General features: G+C 74.1%; 19 protein-coding genes. 10 read left to right on the top strand and 9 right to left on the bottom strand.

Features of this window, described 5'->3' with window-relative positions; translation table 11 throughout:
• Positions 1-22 precede the first annotated feature (22 nt).
• The gene (locus ACZ49B_RS10315; protein ID WP_468302919.1) at positions 23-766 is read right to left on the bottom strand and encodes an IclR family transcriptional regulator; all 744 of its coding nucleotides are present in this window, start codon (positions 764-766) and stop codon (positions 23-25) included.
• 116 nt (positions 767-882) lie between these two features.
• Between ACZ49B_RS10315 and ACZ49B_RS10310 the strand changes: the two genes are divergently transcribed.
• A complete protein-coding gene (locus tag ACZ49B_RS10310) occupies positions 883-1,578 on the top strand; it encodes a hemerythrin domain-containing protein (RefSeq protein ID WP_468302917.1) in 696 nt (231 codons plus the stop codon).
• 9 nt (positions 1,579-1,587) lie between these two features.
• On the opposite strand, the gene cynR is transcribed toward ACZ49B_RS10310, so the two are convergent.
• Complete coding sequence (cynR, locus tag ACZ49B_RS10305; protein ID WP_468302914.1) at positions 1,588-2,475, bottom strand: transcriptional regulator CynR; 888 nt, start codon at positions 2,473-2,475, stop codon at positions 1,588-1,590.
• Positions 2,476-2,603: 128 nt separating this feature from the next.
• Between cynR and ACZ49B_RS10300 the strand changes: the two genes are divergently transcribed.
• On the top strand, positions 2,604-3,206 hold the full coding sequence (locus ACZ49B_RS10300; RefSeq protein WP_468302911.1) for a carbonic anhydrase: 603 nt from the start codon (positions 2,604-2,606) through the stop codon (positions 3,204-3,206).
• Positions 3,207-3,248: 42 nt separating this feature from the next.
• Entirely contained in the window at positions 3,249-3,719 is a 471-nt protein-coding gene (cynS, locus tag ACZ49B_RS10295) for a cyanase (protein WP_468302908.1), read from the top strand.
• Here cynS and ACZ49B_RS10290 read toward each other — a convergent pair.
• Positions 3,716-4,663, bottom strand: a complete 948-nt coding sequence (locus ACZ49B_RS10290; protein ID WP_468303387.1) for an ArsR/SmtB family transcription factor — start codon at positions 4,661-4,663, stop codon at positions 3,716-3,718. The genes cynS and ACZ49B_RS10290 overlap by 4 nt on opposite strands.
• 111 nt (positions 4,664-4,774) lie before the next feature.
• Here ACZ49B_RS10290 and ACZ49B_RS10285 point away from each other — a divergent pair, with 111 nt between their 5' ends.
• Positions 4,775-5,680, top strand: coding sequence for an aldo/keto reductase (locus ACZ49B_RS10285; protein ID WP_468302906.1), 906 nt, complete (start codon positions 4,775-4,777; stop codon positions 5,678-5,680).
• 87 nt (positions 5,681-5,767) lie between these two features.
• Here ACZ49B_RS10285 and ACZ49B_RS10280 read toward each other — a convergent pair whose 3' ends face one another.
• Entirely contained in the window at positions 5,768-6,415 is a 648-nt protein-coding gene (locus ACZ49B_RS10280; protein WP_468302903.1) for a hypothetical protein, read from the bottom strand.
• A gap of 133 nt (positions 6,416-6,548) precedes the next feature.
• Here ACZ49B_RS10280 and ACZ49B_RS10275 point away from each other — a divergent pair, with 133 nt between their 5' ends.
• The 5 genes from ACZ49B_RS10275 to ACZ49B_RS10255 all read left to right on the top strand — a co-directional run bounded on the left by ACZ49B_RS10275 (position 6,549) and on the right by ACZ49B_RS10255 (position 10,817).
• On the top strand, positions 6,549-7,226 hold the full coding sequence (locus ACZ49B_RS10275) for a response regulator transcription factor (RefSeq protein WP_468302900.1): 678 nt from the start codon (positions 6,549-6,551) through the stop codon (positions 7,224-7,226).
• A gap of 88 nt (positions 7,227-7,314) precedes the next feature.
• Positions 7,315-8,667: a sensor histidine kinase gene (locus tag ACZ49B_RS10270; RefSeq protein ID WP_468303384.1), complete on the top strand. Its 1,353-nt coding sequence runs from the start codon at positions 7,315-7,317 to the stop codon at positions 8,665-8,667.
• A 167-nt stretch (positions 8,668-8,834) separates the two neighbouring features.
• Entirely contained in the window at positions 8,835-9,062 is a 228-nt protein-coding gene (locus tag ACZ49B_RS10265) for a hypothetical protein (RefSeq protein WP_468302897.1), read from the top strand.
• Positions 9,059-9,985: a sigma-70 family RNA polymerase sigma factor gene (locus ACZ49B_RS10260; RefSeq protein ID WP_468302895.1), complete on the top strand. Its 927-nt coding sequence runs from the start codon at positions 9,059-9,061 to the stop codon at positions 9,983-9,985. Before ACZ49B_RS10265 ends, ACZ49B_RS10260 begins: the two co-directional genes overlap by 4 nt.
• The gene (locus ACZ49B_RS10255; protein WP_468302892.1) at positions 9,969-10,817 is read left to right on the top strand and encodes a hypothetical protein; all 849 of its coding nucleotides are present in this window, start codon (positions 9,969-9,971) and stop codon (positions 10,815-10,817) included. Before ACZ49B_RS10260 ends, ACZ49B_RS10255 begins: the two co-directional genes overlap by 17 nt.
• A 65-nt stretch (positions 10,818-10,882) precedes the next feature.
• Here the strand turns inward: ACZ49B_RS10255 and ACZ49B_RS10250 are convergent, their stop codons facing one another.
• The 5 genes from ACZ49B_RS10250 to ACZ49B_RS10230 form a co-directional block, all read right to left on the bottom strand.
• Complete coding sequence (locus ACZ49B_RS10250) at positions 10,883-12,169, bottom strand: serine hydrolase domain-containing protein (RefSeq protein WP_468302888.1); 1,287 nt, start codon at positions 12,167-12,169, stop codon at positions 10,883-10,885.
• Positions 12,170-12,215: 46 nt separating this feature from the next.
• Positions 12,216-13,058, bottom strand: coding sequence for a C40 family peptidase (locus tag ACZ49B_RS10245; protein ID WP_468302886.1), 843 nt, complete (start codon positions 13,056-13,058; stop codon positions 12,216-12,218).
• Between the two features lie 218 nt (positions 13,059-13,276).
• Entirely contained in the window at positions 13,277-17,173 is a 3,897-nt protein-coding gene (locus tag ACZ49B_RS10240; protein ID WP_468302883.1) for an nSTAND1 domain-containing NTPase, read from the bottom strand.
• Between the two features lie 176 nt (positions 17,174-17,349).
• Positions 17,350-17,715 (bottom strand): hypothetical protein, encoded by a 366-nt coding sequence (locus ACZ49B_RS10235; protein WP_468302880.1) that lies wholly within the window; start codon positions 17,713-17,715, stop codon positions 17,350-17,352.
• 147 nt (positions 17,716-17,862) lie between these two features.
• Positions 17,863-18,393 (bottom strand): pyridoxamine 5'-phosphate oxidase family protein, encoded by a 531-nt coding sequence (locus ACZ49B_RS10230; RefSeq protein ID WP_468302877.1) that lies wholly within the window; start codon positions 18,391-18,393, stop codon positions 17,863-17,865.
• A 231-nt stretch (positions 18,394-18,624) separates the two neighbouring features.
• Here ACZ49B_RS10230 and ACZ49B_RS10225 point away from each other — a divergent pair, with 231 nt between their 5' ends.
• Positions 18,625-20,709: a SpoIIE family protein phosphatase gene (locus ACZ49B_RS10225; protein ID WP_468302875.1), complete on the top strand. Its 2,085-nt coding sequence runs from the start codon at positions 18,625-18,627 to the stop codon at positions 20,707-20,709.
• The last annotated feature ends 97 nt before the right edge of the window (positions 20,710-20,806 follow it).

Here is a 20,806-nt window from a genome sequence, read left to right as displayed (position 1 = left end):
GAAAACCTGCGCGCCGGGCAGCTCAGGCGCAGTCCGCCGCAGCCTGCGCGAGCGCGGTGCGGATCTCCTGCGGCCGCCGCCGGAACTCCTCGGTCGGAAGCGACACCGACAGGGCGTGCACCGCGTCGCCTTCCTCGCCGCGCCCGCGCGGCAGGGCGACGGCCAGGCAGGTGTACGCGGGATCGGCCTCGCCGATCGACACGGCGAAGCCCTGCCCCCGGACCCGGGACAGCTCCGCCTCCAGCAGCTCGGCGCTGGTGATGGTCGCCCCGGTCAGGCGGGCCATTCCGTGTTCGGCCAGGTACCGCCGCCGCAGCGGCCGGGGCAGCTCGGCGAGCAGTGCCTTGCCGTGCGCGGTGGCGTGCGCCCGGGTCTCCCGCCCGGGGGTGAACGGGTTCGCCGCGTCCGTGACCGGGGCGGTGGTGTCGACGACGGTGATCAGGCCGCCCCGGTAGGCGGTGTGGTACGCCTCGGCGCCGGTGGCCCGGCGCAGCCGGGTCAGCAGATCGGCCATGCGGGGCGCGGGCTCCAGCTGCCGCAGGAGGCTCCGGTGCAGCCCGGGAATGCGGGGTCCCAGCACGTACCCCTGCGCGGTGCGGACGAGGTACCCGCGTTCGGTCAGCGGGGCCAGCAGGTGGTAGGCGGTCGACAGGGAGCACTCCGTCCGGCGGGCCAGCGCCTTGGCGCTGACCGGCCCGGCCGCGTCGGCGACGGCGTCGAGGATCGCCAGTGCGCGGTCGACGGACTGCGGACCGGTGGGCGGCATGGCGGTTTCTCCCGAGGTGGTGACGGCACGGATTCCCCGAGCCTAGGGCGCAGCGGACGAGCGGCGTTCATCGAACGTTGACCGGACGCAGACGATGAGCGCGCACAGTCGTGCGCATGGACAGCGAACACGACGCCCGCACGCGGCGGTACGACCCGGCGGCCGCGGACCTCACCGGCATCCGGCTCGCCCATCGCGCGATCCTGGCCGACATCGAGCGCCTCGCCCGGCTGCTCGCCGCTCTCGCCGCGGCCGCGGAACCGGCCGGGCCCGCGCGGGCCGAGGCCGTCGCCCGGTACGTGCACCGCTACCACGCCGCCGTACGCGGCCACCACCGCGGCGAGGACGAGATCCTGTGGCCGGTGCTCCTGGACGCCGTGCCCGACGCGGCCGACGCAGTGGCCGGCATCGTGCGCTTCCTCCACGACCACGCGGCGCTCGACGCGCTCCAGGCCGCCTGCGACGCGGCCGCGGACCGCTTCGCCGCCGAACCCGGCCGCCACGCCCGGCGGTTGGCCGGTCTCCTCGCCGACCAGCGGGACCTGCTGGCCGAGCACATCGAAGCCGAGGAGCAGCACGTGTTCCCCGTCATCGCGGCCCGGGTGCCCGGCGCCGCCTATGCCGCCGCGGAGGCGCGCATCCGCAGCGCCGACCGGTCCGCCGACCCGGTGTGGGCCCGTGCCTGGCTGCTGAGCCACGCCACCGAGGACGAGGCCCGCCGCCTGGTGCCCGGCGCCGCCGCGGACCCGGCCGCCCTGGAACCCCTGCTGCGGGCGTACGCCGCCGAAGTGGCGCTGGTGTTCGCGGCCTGACCGCGGCTTTCAGCTGCCTGCCCACTGCCGGGCGAGCGAGGCGAAGGCACGGGAGGCGGCGCTCTCGTACGCGCTCTCCCGGCGCAGGAGGACCACGGTCCGCGCGGGGAGGGCGGGGGCGAGGGGGACGGGGTGCAGCGGGGTGTGGTCGCGGGTGAGGGCGTCGGGGAGCACCGTGGCGAGCCCGGTGCGCCGGACGATCTCGGTGAGGGCGCTGATGGAGTTGGCCTCCACCGCGATCGGCGGTTCGACGCGGTGCCGGTGGAAGTACGCGTCGATGTGGGCGCGGGTCGCGAAGTCCCCGCTGAGCAACGCGAGCGGACACGTGGCGAGTTCGGAAACCGGCAGGGGATCGGTGCGCCCGGCGTGCGGGTGGGCGGGGCCGACCACCAGGCCGAGGGACTCGGTGAACAGATCGGTGGCGCCGACGCCGGGCAGGTGGGCGCCCTGGAAGGCGATCCCCAGGTCGAGGGCATCGTCCAGCAGCGCCGACTCCAGCCGACTCTGCGTCATCTCCTTGACGTTCAGGGTGATTCCGGGGTATCGGGCATGCAGTTGCGCGGCCAGCGGGCCCAGCAGGTAGGCGGTGAACGTCGGCGTCATGGCGAGGCGCAGGCTGCCGCGGGAGAGGTCCGCCACGTCCAGGACGGCCCGCTCGGCGGCGGCCAGGTCCTGGAGTGCGCGGCGCGCGTACGGGACGAAGGTCGCGCCCGCGTCGGTCAGGCGTACGGCGCGCCCCGTACGGTCCAGCAGCTGGACCCCGACGGTCCGCTCCAGCTGCCTGATCTGCTGCGACAGCGTGGGCTGCGAGACGTGCAGCTCCTCGGCGGCGCGGGTGAAGCTGCCGTGTTCGGCCACGGCCAGCAGATAGCGGAGATGGCGCAGTTCCAGAGGCATGGACATCACTATAGATCTCAACAATAACGATCATGAATTCTGCGTCTTGGACACTATAGGTACAGGTCATGCAGGGTGGATCTCGTCAGCCCGATCAGGGCAGGCAGGGACCACCGAAGGGAGTGACCGTGCAGGACCTCGCCGCGGGCGTCGCGCACTTTCAGCAGGACGTCTTCCCGGCCAAGGCGGAGCTCTTCGCCCGCCTGGCGACCACCCACCAGCCGCACACGCTCTTCATCAGCTGCTCCGACGCCCGCGTCCTCCCGGAGCTGATCACCCAGCGGGAGCCGGGCGAGTTGTTCGTCGTCCGGACCGCCGGCAACCTCGTACCGGCTCAGCCGGACGGGGCCCGGACCGGCGGCACCGACGGGGTCACGGCCAGCATCGAGTACGCGCTCGCCGTCCTGGGCGTGCGCGACGTCGTGGTCTGCGGACACTCCGCCTGCGGCGCCATGACCGCACTCGCCGCGGGCCAGGACCTCGCGGAGCTGCCCGCCGTAGCCGGCTGGCTGCGCCACGCGGCGCCCACCGGGGGACTGCGGGTCGAGGTCGAGGCACTGGTCCGCAACAACGTCGCCGAGCAACTCGCCAACCTCGCCACGCACCCCGCGGTGGCCCGCGCCCTGGCCGCGGACGCCGTCACCCTGCACGGCTGGGTCTACGACATCCCCACCGGCACGGTCGAGCAGATCGACCCCGCCACCGGCCGGTCCGCCGCCCTCGCGGCCTGATCCGCCCTCCCCGCCCACTCCACACCTGAAAGGGAACCTCCCGTGATCCACGCCCAGTTCGACCCCTCGGCCCGCCAGACCCTGGCCAACGCCGCCGTCGAGGCCAAGATCCGCAAGGACCTCACCTGGCAGCAGATCGCCGACGCGGCCGGCCTGTCGGTCGCCTTCGTCACCGCCGCGGTGCTGGGCCAGCACCCCCTGCCGGCCGCCTCCGCGGAGGCCGTGGCCGAGCTGCTGGGCCTCGACGCCCGGGCCGCGCTGCTCCTGCAGACCATCCCGACCCGGGGCTCGATCCCCGGCGGCATCCCGACCGACCCGACCGTCTACCGGTTCCACGAGATGCTCCAGGTGTACGGCACCACCCTCAAGGCCCTGGTCCACGAGCAGTTCGGCGACGGCATCATCAGCGCGATCAACTTCAAGCTGGACGTCAAGAAGGTCGCGGACCCCGAAGGCGGCGAGCGCGCCGTCATCACCCTCGACGGCAAGTACCTCCCCACCAAGCCGTTCTAGGGGCTGTCGAGGAGGGTCTCGGCGACCGCGGTGCGGGCGTACAGCACCGAGCGGCCCGCCCGGTGCGCGCTGACCAGGCCCGCGTCGCGCAGCGCGGTCAGGTTCCGGGACACCCCGGCCGCCGAGAGCCCCGTACGGCGGGCCAGCTCGGTGGTGGACGCGGGCGCCTCGAGCTCCGTCAGCAGCAGGGTCCGCGAACGGCCGAGCACGGCGCCGAGGGCCTCGGCCTTCCCGGCCGGCGGCCGCGACGCCCACAGCGCGCCCACCCCGCGCGCCGGATAGGCCAGCTGTGGCGGATCCGGCGGCGTCATGCGGGTCAGCAGGCCCGGCCCGAGGAAGGCCGAGGGAACCAGCAGCAGCCCCCGGCCCGCCGTCTCCCGGGACAGGGGCCGGGTCCGGCGCACCAGCCGCAGGGCGTTGTCGTCCCACTGCACCGCGCTGTGCAGCTCGTTGATGACGTGGCCGGCGCCCTGCTCGGCGGCCTGCCGGGCCCGCTGGAAGACATCGGCCTCCAGCACCGCGCGGATCCGGGCCCAGTACGGGGCGAGCGCGAGCTCCCAGTACGCCTCGATCTCCTCCGCCAGCCGGGGCAGCCGGGCCGGCGGGTCCGCGTGCAGGGCCCGTGCCCGGGGGCCGAGCGGGCCCTGGTGGTAGCGCAGGTGGTCGAGGTTGCGGCGGACCGGGTCGGCCGGAGCGGCCAGGACCCCGGCCAGCTCCGCCGCCAGGGCGGGGGCCGGTCCGGCGGGAGCAGGGTTGAGGAAGTAGGGCACGTACCCCTTGGGCGGGACCAGCTCGGCGAGCCAGCCCCGGTCCAGCCCGGCAGCCGCCAGCCGGGGCCGTACCTGCTCCGCCCACGGCCGGTACACGGGCGAGAGGGCGCCGTCGGTCAGCAGCCGCCGGAAGCTGGTCACCACCTCCCACAACGGCGAGACGGCGAACCGCATCTGCGCCAGATCGCCCGCCGAGAACGCCAACTCCGCCAGGAGGACCACCCCTTGGATTCACCCATGCCCGAATCAATGGCCTCGAGCCTACTGCGCGGAGATCATTCCGGCATGACTTCTCGGACCATCACCGCGGCCGCCTCCGGCACCTGGAAACTCGGCGACCTCGAAGTGAACCGCATCGGCTTCGGCGCGATGCGACTGACCCAGAACGGCCCGGCGTTCGCCCCCGGAGCCGCCCCCAGCGACCGCGGCCGCGCGATCGGCGTCCTGCGCCGCGCCGTCGAGCTCGGCGTCAACCACATCGACACCGCCGCCTTCTACTTCTCCCCGCTGCGCTCCGCCAACGAGCTGATCAACCAGGCCCTCGCGCCGTACCCGGACGACCTCGTCATCACCACCAAGGTCGGCCCCGGCCGGGCCCTGTCGGGGGAGTTCCTGCCGCACGCCACCCCGGAGCAGCTGCGCGGCCAGGTCGAGGAGAACCTGCGCCAGCTCGGCCGCGACCACCTCGACGTGGTCAACCTGCGCATCGTCGGGACCGATTCGATCGCCGAGCGCTTCGGCGCCCTGGCCGAGCTGCGCGAGGCGGGACTCATCCGCCACCTCGGCCTCTCCAACGTACAGCCCGAACACCTCGCCGAAGCCCGGGCCATCGCGCCGGTGGTCTGCGTACAGAACCTGTACGGGCTCGGAGCCCGGCCCGAGCAGGACGCGTTCCTGCGCACCTGCGGCGAGCAGGGCGTGGCGTTCGTACCGTTCTACTCGATCGCCGGCACGGGACGCGAAGCGGGCGCGAGCGGCGCCGAACACGAGGCGGTGCTCTCCGTGGCCCGCGCCCACGGGGTGGGGCCCGCCGAGATCCGGCTGGCCTGGACCCTGCACCGCGGACCGCACGTCCTGGCCATCCCCGGAACCGGCAACCCGGACCACCTCACCGCCAACGTCGCGGCCGGCGCCCTGCGCCTCTGCGCCGAGGACCTCGCCCTGCTGGACTCCGTCGGTCCGTCCGTCTGACGGGCCGGCGTACGGACGTCCGCCCCGCCGAGGCGGAACGGACACCGTACGCCGCGAGCCGGGCCCGACCGGCAAGACGGCCCGGGGTCAGCGAGGACCGAGCGGTCCCTTGCCGGCGACGGTGTTGCCGGTGACCGTGCCGTCGGCGCCGGACAGGGTCACGGCATGCCGGACCCCGTCGGGACCGAGGACCACGGCCAGCCAGGCGCTGCCGCCGCCCTGCTGTGCGACGGCGCGCAGCGCTTCGAGCTTGCCGCCCTCCACGGCGGCCGTCGCCTTCTCGACGGCCTGGGCCGCCGGCAGCGCGGGCAGCGGCACCGGGGCGCCCTTGGCGGACCCGTCCGCCCGGCCTCCCGGACCGCGGCCGCCCGGTGCCCGGCCGGAGAGGCCGCGGTCGCCGTCGACGACCTCGGGCTCGCCGCCCTTGCGCAGCTTCGGGCCCATGGGTCCCCTCGGGCCGTCCGCGGGCTTCCCCGCACGGTCGTGCTCACGGACCTTGACGGCGAAGCCGCCCCGCATGTGCTCACGGTGGCCGTGCTCGGCAGCCGCCACCGCCACCGCCCCGCCGCCGATCAGGACGACCAGACCGAGGGCTACCCATCGCGTACGCCCCTCACGGGCCAGCCGGACCAGCCGGCCGCGGCGACCCGCCGCCGTACCGGCCTCGGCCGCGTCGGCCTTGGCCTCGCCCGGGCCCGCGGGCGGCTCGGGGGACTGGGGACTGGACTGAGTCATCGACATGCTCCTCGCGTTCTCCGGGCACTCTGCCCGGCTCGGCAGAGTCTGCGCGGCGGATGCTGAAGCCCCGCTGAAGCAGGCTGAAGACCTCTTCAGCAAGTCGCCGACGCGACCTGAGAACCTTGTCCCCATGCGCGTACTGGTGGTCGAGGACGAACGGCGGCTCGCCGCTGCCCTGCAGCGGGGTCTGCAGGCCGAGGGCTTCTCCGTGGACGTCGCCCACGACGGCCCGCAGGGCCTGTGGCTGGCCGCCGAGCACGACTACGACGCCATCGTGCTCGACATCATGCTGCCCGGGCTCAACGGCTACCGGGTCTGCGCGCGGCTGCGCGCGAGCGGCTGCGAGTCGGGGATCCTGATGCTCACCGCCAAGGACGGCGAGTACGACGAGGCGGAGGCCCTGGACACCGGCGCGGACGACTTCCTCTCCAAGCCCTTCTCCTACGTGGTCCTGGTCGCCCGGCTGCGCGCCCTCATCCGGCGCACCGGCCGCCGCAGCCCCCAGGTCATGGAGTTCGGCGATCTGGTGATCGACCCGGCGGGGCAGCGGTGCACGCGCGCCGGCACCGAAGCCCGCCTGACCTCGCGCGAGTTCGCGGTCCTCGTGTACCTGGCCCGGCGGGCCGGGGAGGTCGTACCCAAGCGGGAGATACTGGAGAACGTCTGGGACGCCGCCTACGCGGGCGATCTGAACGTCGTCGAGGTCCACGTCAGCGCCCTGCGCCGGAAGATCGACGCACCCTTCGGCCGGGCCGCCGTGGAGACCGTCCGCGGCGCGGGCTACCGGCTGGCGGCCGACGGTGGCTGAACCCGAACCGAAGACCGGCGCCGCCGCCCGGTCCCTCGACGGTGCCCGCCTGCGCGCCCTCCGCCGGATCCGCGACACGGCCCGGCGCCTGCGTCCCCGGTCCGTCCGCGCCCGGGCCACGCTCGGCGCCTCCACCGTGGTGGCCCTCGCCCTCGGCGCCGCCTCCTTCGCCCTGCTCGGGATGCTCGACGGAAACCTGATGCGGGACGCCCAGGCCGAGGCCGAACGACAGGCCCTGTCCACCGCCGGGCTGGCGGCCACGGGCCGGCTCGACACCGTACTGACACCCGGGCGCGACACCGACTTCCTCCAGGTCGTCGACGCCGAGGGCCGCGTCCTGGCGGCGAGCCCCAGCTTCGCCGGCCGCCCCGCCCTCTCCCCGGCCCGCCCGGGCAAGCCCGGTACGGTCCGCCGCACTTGGAAGGAGGAGGGCCCGGCCCGCGGCGACCGTCGCCATCGCGTGGTCCAGGTCACCACCGTCACCGGGGAGGGACTGGTCACCGTCTACGCGGGGACCTCGCTGCGGCAGGCCGACGCCGCCGACGACGTGATCACGGGCGCACTGGCCGTCGGGGTCCCGCTGCTCGTGCTCACCGTCGCGCTGGTCACCTGGCGGGTGACCGGCTGGGCGCTGCGCCCCGTCGAGGCGATCCGCGCCGAGGTCGCCGAGATCAGCGACCGCGACCTGCACCGCCGGGTGCCGGTACCGCGCAGCCAGGACGAGATCGCCCGGCTCGCCGTCACCATGAACACCACCCTGGACCGGCTGGAAGCCGCCGGGATCCGCCAGCGCCGGTTCATCGCCGACGCCTCGCACGAGCTGCGCAGCCCGATCACGGTGCTCCGCACCCAGCTGGAGGTCGCCCAGGCCCACCCCGATCCGGCGCTGTGGGGCGAGCTGGTCAGCGGGGCCCTGGAGGACACCGTACGACTTCAGGACCTCGCCGCCGACCTGCTCCTGCTGGCCCGCCTGGACACCGGGGAACCGCCCCCGGACGCCGCCGTCGACCTCGCGGACGTCGCCCGGGAGGCGGCCCGCTCGCGCAGGGGGGACCGGATCCCCGTCGACATGGAGATCGCTCCCCAGGCCACCGTGCGCGGCAGCACGCTGTGGCTGTCCCGGCTCGTCACCAACCTGCTGGACAACGCCCAGCGCCACGCCGACCGGCGGGTCCGGCTCCTCCTTCGGCTCGACGCGGCCGGGCGCACCGCCGTTCTGGAGGTGCGCGACGACGGGCCGGGCATCCCGGCCGCCGACCGCGAGCGGGTCTTCGAGCGGTTCACCCGCCTCGACGACGCGCGCAGCCGCGACGAGGGGGGCACGGGCCTGGGCCTGGCCATAGCCCGCGACATCGCCACCCGGCTGGGCGGCTCCCTCACGGTCGAGGACGCCCCGGCCGGCGCACGACTGGTGGCCCGCCTTCCTCTGGACACCGCCTGAGGCGGGCGGATTTCCGCTTCTGATTGTTCCCCGTTCTCGTTTTTTCGCACCTGTCCAACTCTGTTCACTCCATGCTTGCCTCGGCTCTCGAAGGGGGGCGTCAGCAACGCCAGAGCCGCATCCCGAACAGACATCAACCATGGCGCAAGCAGCCAGAGGACGGCGCGATGAAGAACAACCGGATGATCGTCACCGTGGTGGCGCTCTTAGCGATCTTCGCATTCAGTGGGGTGATGGTGGTGGCGGGACAGCCCGTCGCAGCCGTCACCGCGCTGATCCCGTCGGTCGCGCTGGGCGTGCAGCAGATCGTGCAGGCGGGCACGGGACTTGCGGAGAGCCGCCGCGAGCGTCCCTCCGTACAGGTGCCCGACCGGGACGAGGAGCCGCGGCGATGAACCTCCACTCGGCACCCCAGGACGTCCCCCAGGGCCGGAGCGGCAAGCCGGGCCGCCGGCTGGGACCCATCGTCGAAGGCACCGGCCCGGCGCACCGCGCCTGGCTGGAGCCGCTGCGCGACGCCGTACACGGCAGGGGAGTGACGCTGGACGAGCTCCAGGCACGCACCGGCCGGGACAAAGGACACATCTCCGAACTGCTGCGGGCCGTCGGACGCTACCCGCGCTGGGTGTTCGTCCGTACGGTGCTCCTCGCGCTCGAACGGCCCCGCGTGCCGTACGGCACGATGCGGCTGCGCTGGGTGATCGCGGCCCAGGACGTCGGCAAGCGCACCTCGTGGATCAAGGACTGCCTCCACGAGGGCGGCGCCCGCCACCGCACCGCTGCCGCCTCGGCCCCGCTGGACTTCCGGGCCTTCCAGCAGATGCACCGCCCGCACTACACCAGCTACGCCTCGGCGTTCCTGCGCCGGGGCGGCCTCGTCGAGAAGGCGGTCGACGACGTCTTCACGCTCCTGCTCATGCTGTGGCACGACGCACTCGCCAGCGAGAACCCCGAGCGGTTCGCATGGCCGATACTGCGCCAGACCGTGCTCGAGCGCGCCCCGAAGGAGAACGGCCGCCCCTCACTCGTCGAGGCCGCCTTCGACACGGTCGCCCTCGACCTCGCCCCGGACCCGATAGGCCAGGTCGAGGAGTCCATGGCTCTCTTCCGGGCCGTCGGGCAGCTCGCGCCCGTGCAGCGCGACGTCCTCGTCCTGCTGTACCTGTGCGGACTGGAGGAGGCCCGGGTGGCGGACGAACTGGGCGTCTCCCTCGCGTCGGTACGGTCCACCGCACGGCACGCCCAGCGCAATCTGCAAGCCGCCCTGTACCCGGACACCACCACCGAGGAGGGGGTCTGCGGTGACCTCGACCATTGAGCAACTGCTGGGCCGCGCACGGCTCCACGCCGCCTCGCACGCTCCCGCCGACATCACGGACACCGGCGGCGCACCGCGCCACCAGGCGGGTGCGCGGGCGCCCGACGCGGTGGCGGGCGAACCGCAGAAGGGCATGCGGGGAGCCGCGCGCGACCTCCGGGCCCTGTGTGAAACGGCCGTCACCGCAGCCGCCGTCACCGCGCTGGGCGACTTCTTCACGCACAAACTGCCCCAGCCCTCCGGTGCGCGCGTCCTGGGCTGCATCCTGCTGCTCACCGACGCCGAGGACTCCGCCCGCTTCTGGTGGCAGTACGCCGCCGGCGCCGGAGACTCGATCGCCTCGTACTGCCTGTACCTCCACCACCTCGCGCTCGGGGAGAACCACGAAGCCGTCTGGTGGCGGCGCCAGACGACCCCGTCCGCAGCCCGGCACGCGGCGGATCCACCGGATGCGCCGGGCACGGCGGACGCACGGGACGCGGCGGACGCGGCAGATGCACGGGACGCTTGGGAGGCGGCGGACGCGGCCACCGTGGTCTTCGACGGGGCGGAGCGCAACCTCGCGGCCGATGCGAGCCTGCCCACCACCCTGCGCGTCCTGCGGGCGCTGCGGCCCAGCGGAGGCCCGGCGAAGCGCGGCTCGAGCACCGTCAAGGCCGTCATGGACTACGTCTCGGCCGCCGTCAGCTATGTCGACGACGACCTCGAACTGCCGCTGCCCGACGCGGACTTCACGGACCGGATCCGCGCCTTGACGGCCGCCGCCGCCCGCCCGGCGCGCCCTGCCCGCCGGACCCCGCCCCGGCTCCCGCCCCGGCTCCGGGCCACCTGATCGTCACCGACCGGAACAGAGGTGCCGCTCGGCAGGGGACCGCCGAGCGGCACCGGTCGTCCGGGTCAGCGCGAGCCGTGCTCCGGGAGGTCCTGCTCGGCCGGGGCCGAGGTCAGGGCCGGGAGCAGCGCGAAGCCGCGCGGGGCGGTGGCGGCCGCAGGCGGCCTCGTCCCGCAGAACGCGCCCTCGAGCGTACCGCCCAGAGCCGTGTTCGCCTCGCCCTTGTTCGAGGTGTTCGCCACCGCGGCGAGGCTGCGCTTTCCGTCACGGGTGGCGAAGGCGTACGTGTAGAACCCCTGGACCGTGCCCGTGTGTCCGTACACCGAGGTCCCGCACGACAGGTCGTAGCGGCGCAGCCCCAGACCGTAGAAGCGGGTGTTGGTGGTGTCCGTGGGGGTCATGGCCAGCATGGCGTCCAGCATGCGCGGCGCCAGCAGCCTGCCGCCGAGCAGCGCGGACACGAAGGTGTTCAGATCGGCCGCGCTCGAGATCACCGCACCGGCGGACTGCGCCCAGGACACCGTCTGCTCGGTGGAGTCGACCAGCGGCGCACCGGCCTCGTCCGGGTGGAGGTAGCCGTGCAGGTGCGCACCCTTGATCGCCGTCGAGGGGTGCACGTACGCGGTGTTCCTCAGCCTCAGGGGCTTGATGATGCGGCGCTCGTACTCCTTGGCCACGCCGTGCCCGCCCGCCTTCTCGATGAGCATGCCGACGACCACGAAGTTGGTGTTGGAGTACTTGTACGAGACGCCCGGCTCGGTCGTGCGCGGTTCGCGCAGCGAGAGCGCGACCAGGTCCCGGTAGGTGAAGACCTTGTTCCGGACGGCCTCGAAGCCGGGCACGGTGTGCTCGAACATGGCCTCCGTGTAGTCCGCCAACCCGCTGCGGTGGCTCAGCAGATGGCGCACCGTGATCCGGTCGTCGGGCAGCAGGCCGGGCAGGTACCGGTTGACCGGGGCGTCCAGGCTCACCTTGCCCTCGGCCACCAGCTGGAGCAGGACGACACCGGAGAACGTCTTGGTGACGCTGCCGATCCGGAAGCGGCTCTTCGGGTCCATGGCCGCACTTGTGGTCCGGTCCTGTACGCCCACCGCGCGGGTCAGCGGCGCACCCGAGCCGGTGATGCGGACCATGGCGCCCGGCGCCCCGGCTGCGGTGGTGTTCCTGAGCGCCTGCGTCACGGCCTCCATGTCGGGCTTGGGCGCGGTCGCGGCGGTCTGCGCCGCCCGGGCCGGGAGCGGGGCCGCCGCTGCCCGGGCGGCGGTCGCGGGCACCACACCGGCGATCACGGCGAGCAGGGCGGCGGCGAGGGCCAGTCGTCGGTCGAGAGTCAGTCGTCGGTCCAGAGGCATGCGCACGTTGATCCTCAACTGCGGAGTGACGGGAAAGGTTTCGCGCTCAGAAGGTGCAGGTGGGGATGTTTTCCAGCCACGCGGCGCCCTGGATGTAGATGTTGGTGACCCACGCCTTGTAGTCGGGCAGATAGGACCAGGCGTCGTTGGTGTAGCCGTCGGAGGTGACCTTCTCCGCGTGCTTCTGGCACTGGACGCGGATCGTCGTCGGCCCCGGGAAGGCGTAGACGCGCGCGGCCGCGGTGGACGGCTGGGCCTTGGTCCAGACACCGGTCCCCCAGGTCCGGAACACGTGCCCGGTCACCGGACCGGGGTCGATCCGCACCGCCCCGTAGTAGCCGCTGTTCAGCCGGACGTCGCTGACCATCAGTTTCGTACCGGACTGGCGGGCCTCCGCCATCTTGCCGGCGCCCAGGTAGATCGCGATGTGGTGCAGGTCCCGGGAGGTGCCCCACACCAGCAGATCGCCGGGGAGCAGTGGGGCCAGGCCGTCGGCCGCGGTGAAGCGTCCGGCCGCGTGGTGCGTGTAGTACTGGGCGCTGGCGACCCCGTCGAGGATGTCCGACCCGGTGGCCTCGGCGTAGGCGTGGCGCACCAGTCCCGAGCAGTCGAAGCCGAGCCGCTCGGGATCGTGCTCGCTGGCCGGATCGGTGGGGTCCACCTGCCCGTACGTGGGCCCGGGCTGCGCACCGTGGCCGCCGCCCCACGAGTACCAGACGTCGGCGGAGACCTGCGCGCAGGCGGCGCCGACGGCCCGCTCGGCGGCGGCGGACGCCCCCGGGGCCAGGACCCGGCACGAGCCGTCGGCGGCCGCCGCCGAGGCGGGGGGCCACAGGAGGCAGACCAGGAGTGCGATGAGTGTGCCGATGGGACCGGACCGGCGAAGCATGCGGGACCTCGATTCTCGTTGCCGTGGGGAAGGGCCGTGGGGAAGCACTGCGCGGAAGCCGTGGGGAGCGCAAGCCGTGGGGAAGCGTCGTGGCGGGGGCGGCCGCCCACGTGTGCCGCAGACGGAACGAGCCTGCGGGCCGGGGCCTCCCCGCGTCGAGGACCCGGCGGCACCCCACCCGGACGGGCAACGGGAAACCCCCGGGAAACCCCCGCCCGTCAGGGCTGTTCGGCGCACCGCGCTGCGCCGTCGCCCGCGTGCAGCCGGCAGATCTCCGCCAGCCGGGCCTGCAGATCCGGGTTCCACAGCCGCACCGTGCCGTCGTTGCTGCTGCTGGCCACCGTCCGCCCGTCGGGGGAGAAGACCACGCCCCACACCGCGCTGGTGTGGCCCGTAAGAGCGGCCCACAGCCGCCGCCCGGCCACGTCCCACAGCCGCACCGTACGGTCGTTGCCGCTGCTGGCCAGCGTCCGGCCGTCGGGGGAGAACGCGATACCGCGGGCGGAGCCGGTGTGGCCCGCCAGCACGGCCTCGGCCTCGAACCGCCGGGCGTCCCACAGCCGTACGGTGCCGTCGTTGCCGCTGCTCGCCAGCGTCCGCCCGTCCGGGCCGAACGCGACGGCCCGTACCGCGCCCGCGTGACCGGTGAGCGTGGCCAGCGGCCGCCGCCCGGGCACGTCCCACAGACGTACCGTCAGATCGTCGCCGGCGCTCGCCAGCGTGTGGCCGTCCGGGCTGAACACCACGTCGTTCGCGAAGTCCGTATGGCCGGTGAGCGTGCCCAGGGCCGTACGGGAGGCCACGTCCCACAGCCGGACCGTACGGTCGGAACCGGCCGACGCCAGCAGCTTCCCGTCCGGGGAGAAAGCCACCGCGAACACCGTCCCGCTGTGGCCGGCCAGCGTGCCCAGGGCCGTACGGGAGGCCACGTCCCACAGCCGGACCGTCCCGTCGGAGCCCGCCGAGGCCAGCAGCCGCCCGTCGGGGGAGAAGGCCACCGAGAACACCGTCTCGGTGTGGCCCGAGAACGTCGCGACCACCCGCCGCCCGGCCACGTCCCACAGCAGCACCGAGTGATCGGCGTCGGCCGTGGCCAGCAGCTTCCCGTCCGGGCTGTACGCGGCGTGCCAGATCTCCGTGAACGGGCGCGAGGTGAGGACCGGACCGCGCAGGTCCCAGAGCACCACCGACTGGTCGAAGGCCGCGGTGGCCAGCATCGTGCCGCCCGAGTCCACCGCGACCGCCAGCACGTAGTCGGTGTGTCCGGCCAGCGTCGAGGTCAGCCGGCCGCTGCGCACGTCCCACAGCCGGGTGGTGCCGTCACCGCTCGCGCTGACGACCGTGGCGCCGTCCGGGGTGTAGGCGACGGCGTTGACGTCGTCGTTGTGGCCCGTCAGCGTCGCCGCCGTACGGCCTTCCGCCACGTCCCACAGCCGCACCGTCCGGTCGACGCCCCCGGAGGCCACCGTCCGCCCGTCCGGCGCGAACGCCACTCCGAGCACCTCGCCGGTGTGCCCCTCGAGGACGGCGAGTTGACGGGCCGCCAACGGATCCCACAGCCGCACGGTCTGGTCGGCGCCCGCCGACACGAGCGTCCTGCCGTCCGGCGCGTACGCCAGGGCGTTGACCCGCCCGGTGTGACCGGTCAGCACCGCCGCCGCCGCGCCGCCGCCCGCGGGATCCCACAGCCGGACCGTCCCGTCGGCGCCCGCGACGGCGAGCGCGTGCCCGCCGGGAGCGAAGGCCACGGCGCGGGCGTCAGCCGTCTGGGCGGGCAGCACCGCGAGTCCGTGTCCGTCCGTGTCCCACAGCCGCACCGGACCGTCCGTGGACGTCGTTGCGAGCATCCGGCCGTCGGGGGCGAACGCGACCGCGCGCACCCGGCCGGGCACGGTCAGCGTCACCGCCGTCCGCCGGTCGGCGACCCGCCGCAGCAGCACCTTCCCGTCGGAACCGGCGGTCGCCAGCAGCCGGTTCCCCGGGGCGAACGCCACCGCGTTGACCGGGCCGCTGTGCCCGCCGAGGCGGGCGAGGAACGGCTGGGCCTGCGTGCTCAGCAGCGCGCCCCGCGCCTGGGGAGTCGCCTCGGTGCGGTACGCCTCCTCGGCGAGCCGCATCGAGGCCTCGGGCTGGCCGGCGGCGAGGGAGGTGGACTGCACGGCGAGGGCCTGCGAACGGGCGACGCGCTCCTGGCCGAGCGCGCCCGCCCGCTGCTGGTACGCCAGCGCTCCGGCGGTCAGGGCCAGGGCCAGCAGGACGACGAGCATGGCCAGCATCCGCTGCCGGAGCCGGACCTGGCGCCTGGCCTGCGTCCGCCGGGCCTCCTCCGCGGCCTGGCTCGCGCGAAGGAAGGCCGCCTCCCGGGGGCTGAGCCGGCTCCTGCCGTCCTGCTCGTCGGCCCAGGCCCGGGCGCTCTCCAACCGAGCGCCCCGGTACAGGACGGACGGATCGCGGCCCTCTCGCTCCCACTCCTCGGCGGCATGGGCCAGTTGCCGGTGGACCAGCAGCCCGTCCCGGTCGGCGTGGATCCAGCCGCGCAGCCGCGGCCAGGCGTGCAGCAGGGCCTCGTGGGTGATCTCGACGGTGTCGCTGTCCATCGTGATCAGCCGGGCCCGGACGAACGCGTCGAGGGCCGCCGCGGCCCGGTCCGCATCGGCCAGTTGCTCCATCAGCGCGGTCCGGGGCGTCCGCCGCCGCGTCGCCCCCGTGCCGTCGGCGACATGGACCAGCGCCACGAGGATGCGGCGGATCGTCCGCTGCTCGGCCGGGTACAGGCGGGCGAACACGCTCTCGGCCGTGTGCGCGACCGCGCCCTGGATCCCGCCCGTGTCCTCGTAGCCCGCGACGGTCAGGGTCGCCCCCTCGCGCCGCTGCCAGGTGGCCATCAGCGCGTGGGACACCAGCGGCAGAGCCCCGGACGGCGTGTCCCCCGGCCCGCCCGCCGGGGCCGGCGTCCCGGGCTCCTCGCGCAGGCCGGCGTCCCGCAGCAGCAGGGGAACCAGGCCCGCCTCGAGCGTGAGCCCGGCGAGCTCCGCCGGGCGGGTGATCGACTCGCGCAGCTCCGCCACGGACATCGGGGGCAGGACGAACAGCCCGTCGGTGAAGACCGAGGCCAGTTCTGGAACGTCCAGGCAGCTGCCGGAGAAGTCGGCCCGGACGCCGAGCACCACGACGGCCGGGTCGTGCGCCGTCGGCCCCCGCCGCGATGCGGCCAGGGCGCACAGGACGTGGACGAAGCCGCGCCGTTCGTCCTCGTCGGAGCAGAGGGTGAAGAGTTCCTCGAACTGGTCGACGAGCAGAACCGGCCGGACGGTGGGCAGCCGGTGCTCCCCGGATCCTGCCGGGGTGGCGCCCGCCAGGTCGTTGACGGCCTCGAGCAGCCTCTCCGGCCGGTCGCGCAGCTCCCGTACGGTGAGGCCGAGATCGCCGCCGAGCACTTTCGCGGTGCAGTCCAGCAGTTCCTGGAGCGGATGCGCGGTCGGTGTGAACCGTACGACCGGCCAGCCGTCGGCGCCCGCCATAGGGAAGCCGCCGGTGCGTCGCAGGGCCGGTACGAGACCGGCGCTGAGCAGGGATGACTTGCCGGCGCCCGACCGGCCGACGAGCATCAGCGGGCCGCTGCCGATCCGTTCGAAGAGCCGCTCGACCAGTGCGGCGGTCACCCGGTCGCGGCCGAAGAACCAGCCCGCGTCCCGGGAGGTGAAGGAGGCGAGACCGCGGTAGGGGCACTCGCCCGCCGATTGCGGCCCGGCCGCGACGCCTGCGCCGGGGCCGGCGCCGGGGCCCTCGCCAGGGCCCGATCCCGCCCGGGCCCTGGGGACTTCCGCCTCCGGGACCAGCCGTAAGAGGGAACCCCCGGCTTCCAGCACCTGGTCGCAGCGCAGCGCGACGTCACGGGTGACCCGCTTGGCGCCGGTCTCGATCTTGCTCAGGTAGCCCTTGCTGTAGTGCGTCCGGCGGGCCAGGTCGGCCAGCGACAGGCCGCGCTGCACCCGCAGCTGCCTCAACCGGGCGGGAAAGGGCGCGCCGGAGCCGTCGGTGGCCTCGGCGGCCTGGGTGGTTTCAGGTGAATCGTGCTGGTGATCGGTGTTCCGTCCGCGGTCCGGATCCCCCACGGCATCCCCCATGGCACAGCGCGCCCAGGTTGTGAGATGGAAGGTCCCAGGCTACCGCGGGGGTCGGACGGCGGAGCACGCGTTCCGCCCGGCGTGGCGCAAAAACGCGCAGCACAGCGGCCTTCCGGAGCCGCCGCGGCCGGCGGATCCGGAAGGCCGGGTGAACAGGTGCTCGGTTACGGGCGGTTGAGGGTGATGGAGTTGATCGGGCCGAGGTCGGCGTAGACGCCCGTCCCCTCGGCGATGCGGGACCCGCAGCCGGCACCGTTGTAACCGGTGCACAGGCTGGCGGTGGCTCCGCCGTACTGGTTGTTGAGGACCCAGTGGTTGCCGAACTGGTTGCTCAGGTTGTGGGCTCCGTAGCTGTAGAAGATCTGGCTCGGCTTCACGGCCGGGTTCTGGTTCTGCGGGTAGATGCAGACCGCTCCGTACGGACAACCGGCCCAGTCGTCGGCGGGCTTGGCGTCGGCCGTGCCGCCCAGTGCCACGACGGCCGCGGCGGCGGTGGCGAGCGCGGCGGCGCCGCGGATCATCTTGCGCATCTTGTCCCCCTGTTGGGTTGCCTCGGTGCTGACGTGCTGACACCTTCAGCCTTGCCCGGCTGCCCGCGGGGGTCGACGGGTTGCCCGTTGCCCATCGGCGGACCTGCCGGGAAACCGCCCGTGACCTGCCCGGTCGCGAGGCCGCGGTCAACTCGGGGGAGGCGGCGAGAAGCGCCAACGCGTCTGGCTGTACGGATCGCCCTTGCCGAAGCCGAAAGCCGTCCGGGGCGCGACGGCGAAGACCAGGGCCCGCCCCGCCTCCGGGTTGACGAACGCCCCGTCCCGGACGTCGAAGTGCCAGGTGGCCCCGTACTTCGCCTCCCAGGCGGCGGCCAGCGTGCGCAGCCGCGCCTCGTCCCCTACGCGGACGGCATCGCCCTCGACGACCAGGTCGTAGCCGGAGTCGAGCGTGTTGCAGCCGGTGGTGAGGACCACCGCCGGGTTCTCGGACAGGTTCCTCGCCTTGCGCTCCTGTTCGCCGGTGCAGAAATGCAGGGCGCCGTCCGCCCACACCCCGATCAGCGGTGTCACGTGGGGGCGCGCGTCGGGCCGTACGGTGGTCAGCCAGTACACCTCGGCGTCCGCGAGCCGGGCCACGGCCCGCCGCCAGGCGACGGGCTCGGCCTTCGGGTCGCTGTAGCGCTCGTCCAGCTCGGCGCTGGGTTCGGTCTGCGTCATGGGCGTCTCCTCCTCGACACGATGCTGCCCGCCGCCCGCACCGCCCGCACCCGCACCTGCGCACGCCGGCGGCGGTCGCCGGGTGTCACCGGTGGTCACCTCTCGGCTGCCGTGCGGCGCCCGTGATGTCCTCCTTCCCGATGGCGAGCAGAATTGAGGGGGCAGCCCGTGTCCGCCACGCGGGCTCCGGTCAGCCACGCGCACGAGCCGTGCGCAGAAGGGGGCCTGCCGATGCCATCGGACCGGCTGGGGGGCGCGGTGGATCCCGGCCCGATCCGGTCCGAACCGGGGTCCTTGCTGGAACACGTGGTGGTGGCCGTCTTCGGCATCGACGACGAGGACCGGGTCTGCTACTGGGGCCCCGGCGCGCAGAGCCTCTTCGGCCACGAGGCCCGCTCGGTGCTGTCGCAGCCCGCGGCGGTCCTCTTCCCCGAGCCGGCCCCCGGCGCAGGTCCCGGCGGGGCCGCCCACCTCGCGGAGCGCGCCCGCACCCTCGGCTACTGGCGCGTACGGCTGCCCGCACTGCACCGTGACGGCTCGGTGTTCGACTGCGGCTTCCGGGTCTTCCCGATGACAGGCTCCACGGGAAGCTCCGTGGTCATGGGGCTGGCGAGCCGGGGCGACGAGCTGGACCGGGTCAAGACCAACCTGTCCTTCCTCGACGCCCTCTTCGAAACGTGCCCGATCGGCCTGGTCATGCTGGACGAGGAGCTGCGCTACGTCCACCTCAACCAGGCACTCGCCGACATGGACGGGGTCCCGCTCGAGGAGCACCTGGGCCGCCGGATGGCGGACATCATGATCACCTCGGACGGCGGGGAGTACCAGCGCATGCTGCGGGCCGTGGCCAAGGAGGGCAGGCCCGTGATCGGCACCCTCGTGGGGCTGCGCACGCCCGGCCGTCCGGACCGCGACCAGGTGCGCTCGGTCAGCTTCTTCCCGCTCAGCGGCGCGGGGGACACCCGGCGCGGCGTGGGCGGACTGCTGCTGGACGTGACCGACCGGGAGCAGGCCATCCTGGAGGCGACGGCCGCCCGCCGGCGCCTCGCCCTCCTCGACCGGGCCGCGGCCGGCATCGGCACCACCCTGGACCTGAACACCACCGCGCGGGAGCTGGTCGACGCGGTGGTCCCGGACTTCTGCGACGCCTGCGTCGTCGAACTCGTGGAGTGGATGGACGAGGCCGAGCCCTTCGACCCGGCGCTGCCGGTGACCACCCGCCGGATCGCCTCCGGCACCACGCTCCCCGAGCCCGCCGTCGAACTCGTGAGCGGCCTGGAGAAGGTGACGTACCCGCCGGGCTCCAACATCCACCAGATGCTGAGCACGGGCCGTCCGCTCTGCTTCACGGTCGACGGGGACTTCGTGACCCGGACCGTCGAGCACCAGGAGCGCGCGCAGCTGCTGCTGGACAGCGGGCTGACCTGCATCCTCATGGCACCGCTCATCGCCCGCGGCACGGTGCAGGGCATCGCCATGTTCGGCCGCTCCGCCGCCCGCCCGGCCTTCGCCGAGGAGGACCTCGGCCTCGCAGGCGAACTGGCCTCCCGGGCCGCGCTGTGCCTGGACAACGCCCGGCTGTACAGCAGGGTCCAGGACATCGCCCTCACCCTCCAGCGTGCCCTGCTGCCCAGCGCCCCCGCCGGCGGCCCGTACGTGGACATCAGCCACCGCTACCTGCCCGGCAGCAGCGTCACCGAAGTCGGCGGCGACTGGTACGACGCGATCGCCCTGTCCGGCGACCGCGTCGCCCTCGTCGTCGGCGACGTGATGGGACACGGCGTGCCCGCCGCCGCGGCCATGGGCCGGCTGCGGATCACCGCGAAGACGCTGGCCCGGCACACCGCGGAGCCCGCGGCCCTGCTCCAAGAACTCGACGTCTGCGCAGAGGAGGCCGGCATCGAGTGGGCGACCTGCCTGTACCTGCTCTACGACCCGCACACCGGCCGCGCCCGCATCGCCAACGCCGGCCACCCCCCACCCCTGGTGCGCCACCGGGACGGGACCGTGCACACCGTCGGCGACGTGCTCGGGGTCCCGCTCGGCGTGGGCGGCGTACCGTACCGGTCGGTCGAGATCGAGCTCCCCGAGGGCGCCACCGTGGCCCTGTACACCGACGGCCTCATCGAGGCCCGCGGCCAGGACATCGACACCGGCATGGACGCGCTGCGCGAGCAGCTGCGCGCCCCCCTGGGCTCGCTGGAGGAGGCCGCCGACCGCATCCTCGCGAACCTGCTGCCCGACACGGCGACCGACGACACGGTCCTCGTCCTGGCCCGGGTCAGCGCGGCTCCCGGCCGCCCGCCGGCCGGGTGACGGCCCGCCGGCCGCGGGGTGCGGGGCGGCGCGGGCCGTGCCGCGGGAACCGGATCATCGCGGCGCGGCGTCGTCCTACCGTGCGACGTCGTGCGAA

The organism is Streptomyces sp. NPDC031132 (assembly GCF_055570595.1).
Note: the sequence above shows the minus strand (reverse complement) of the source record. Positions and strands in the feature narration are given on the sequence as shown.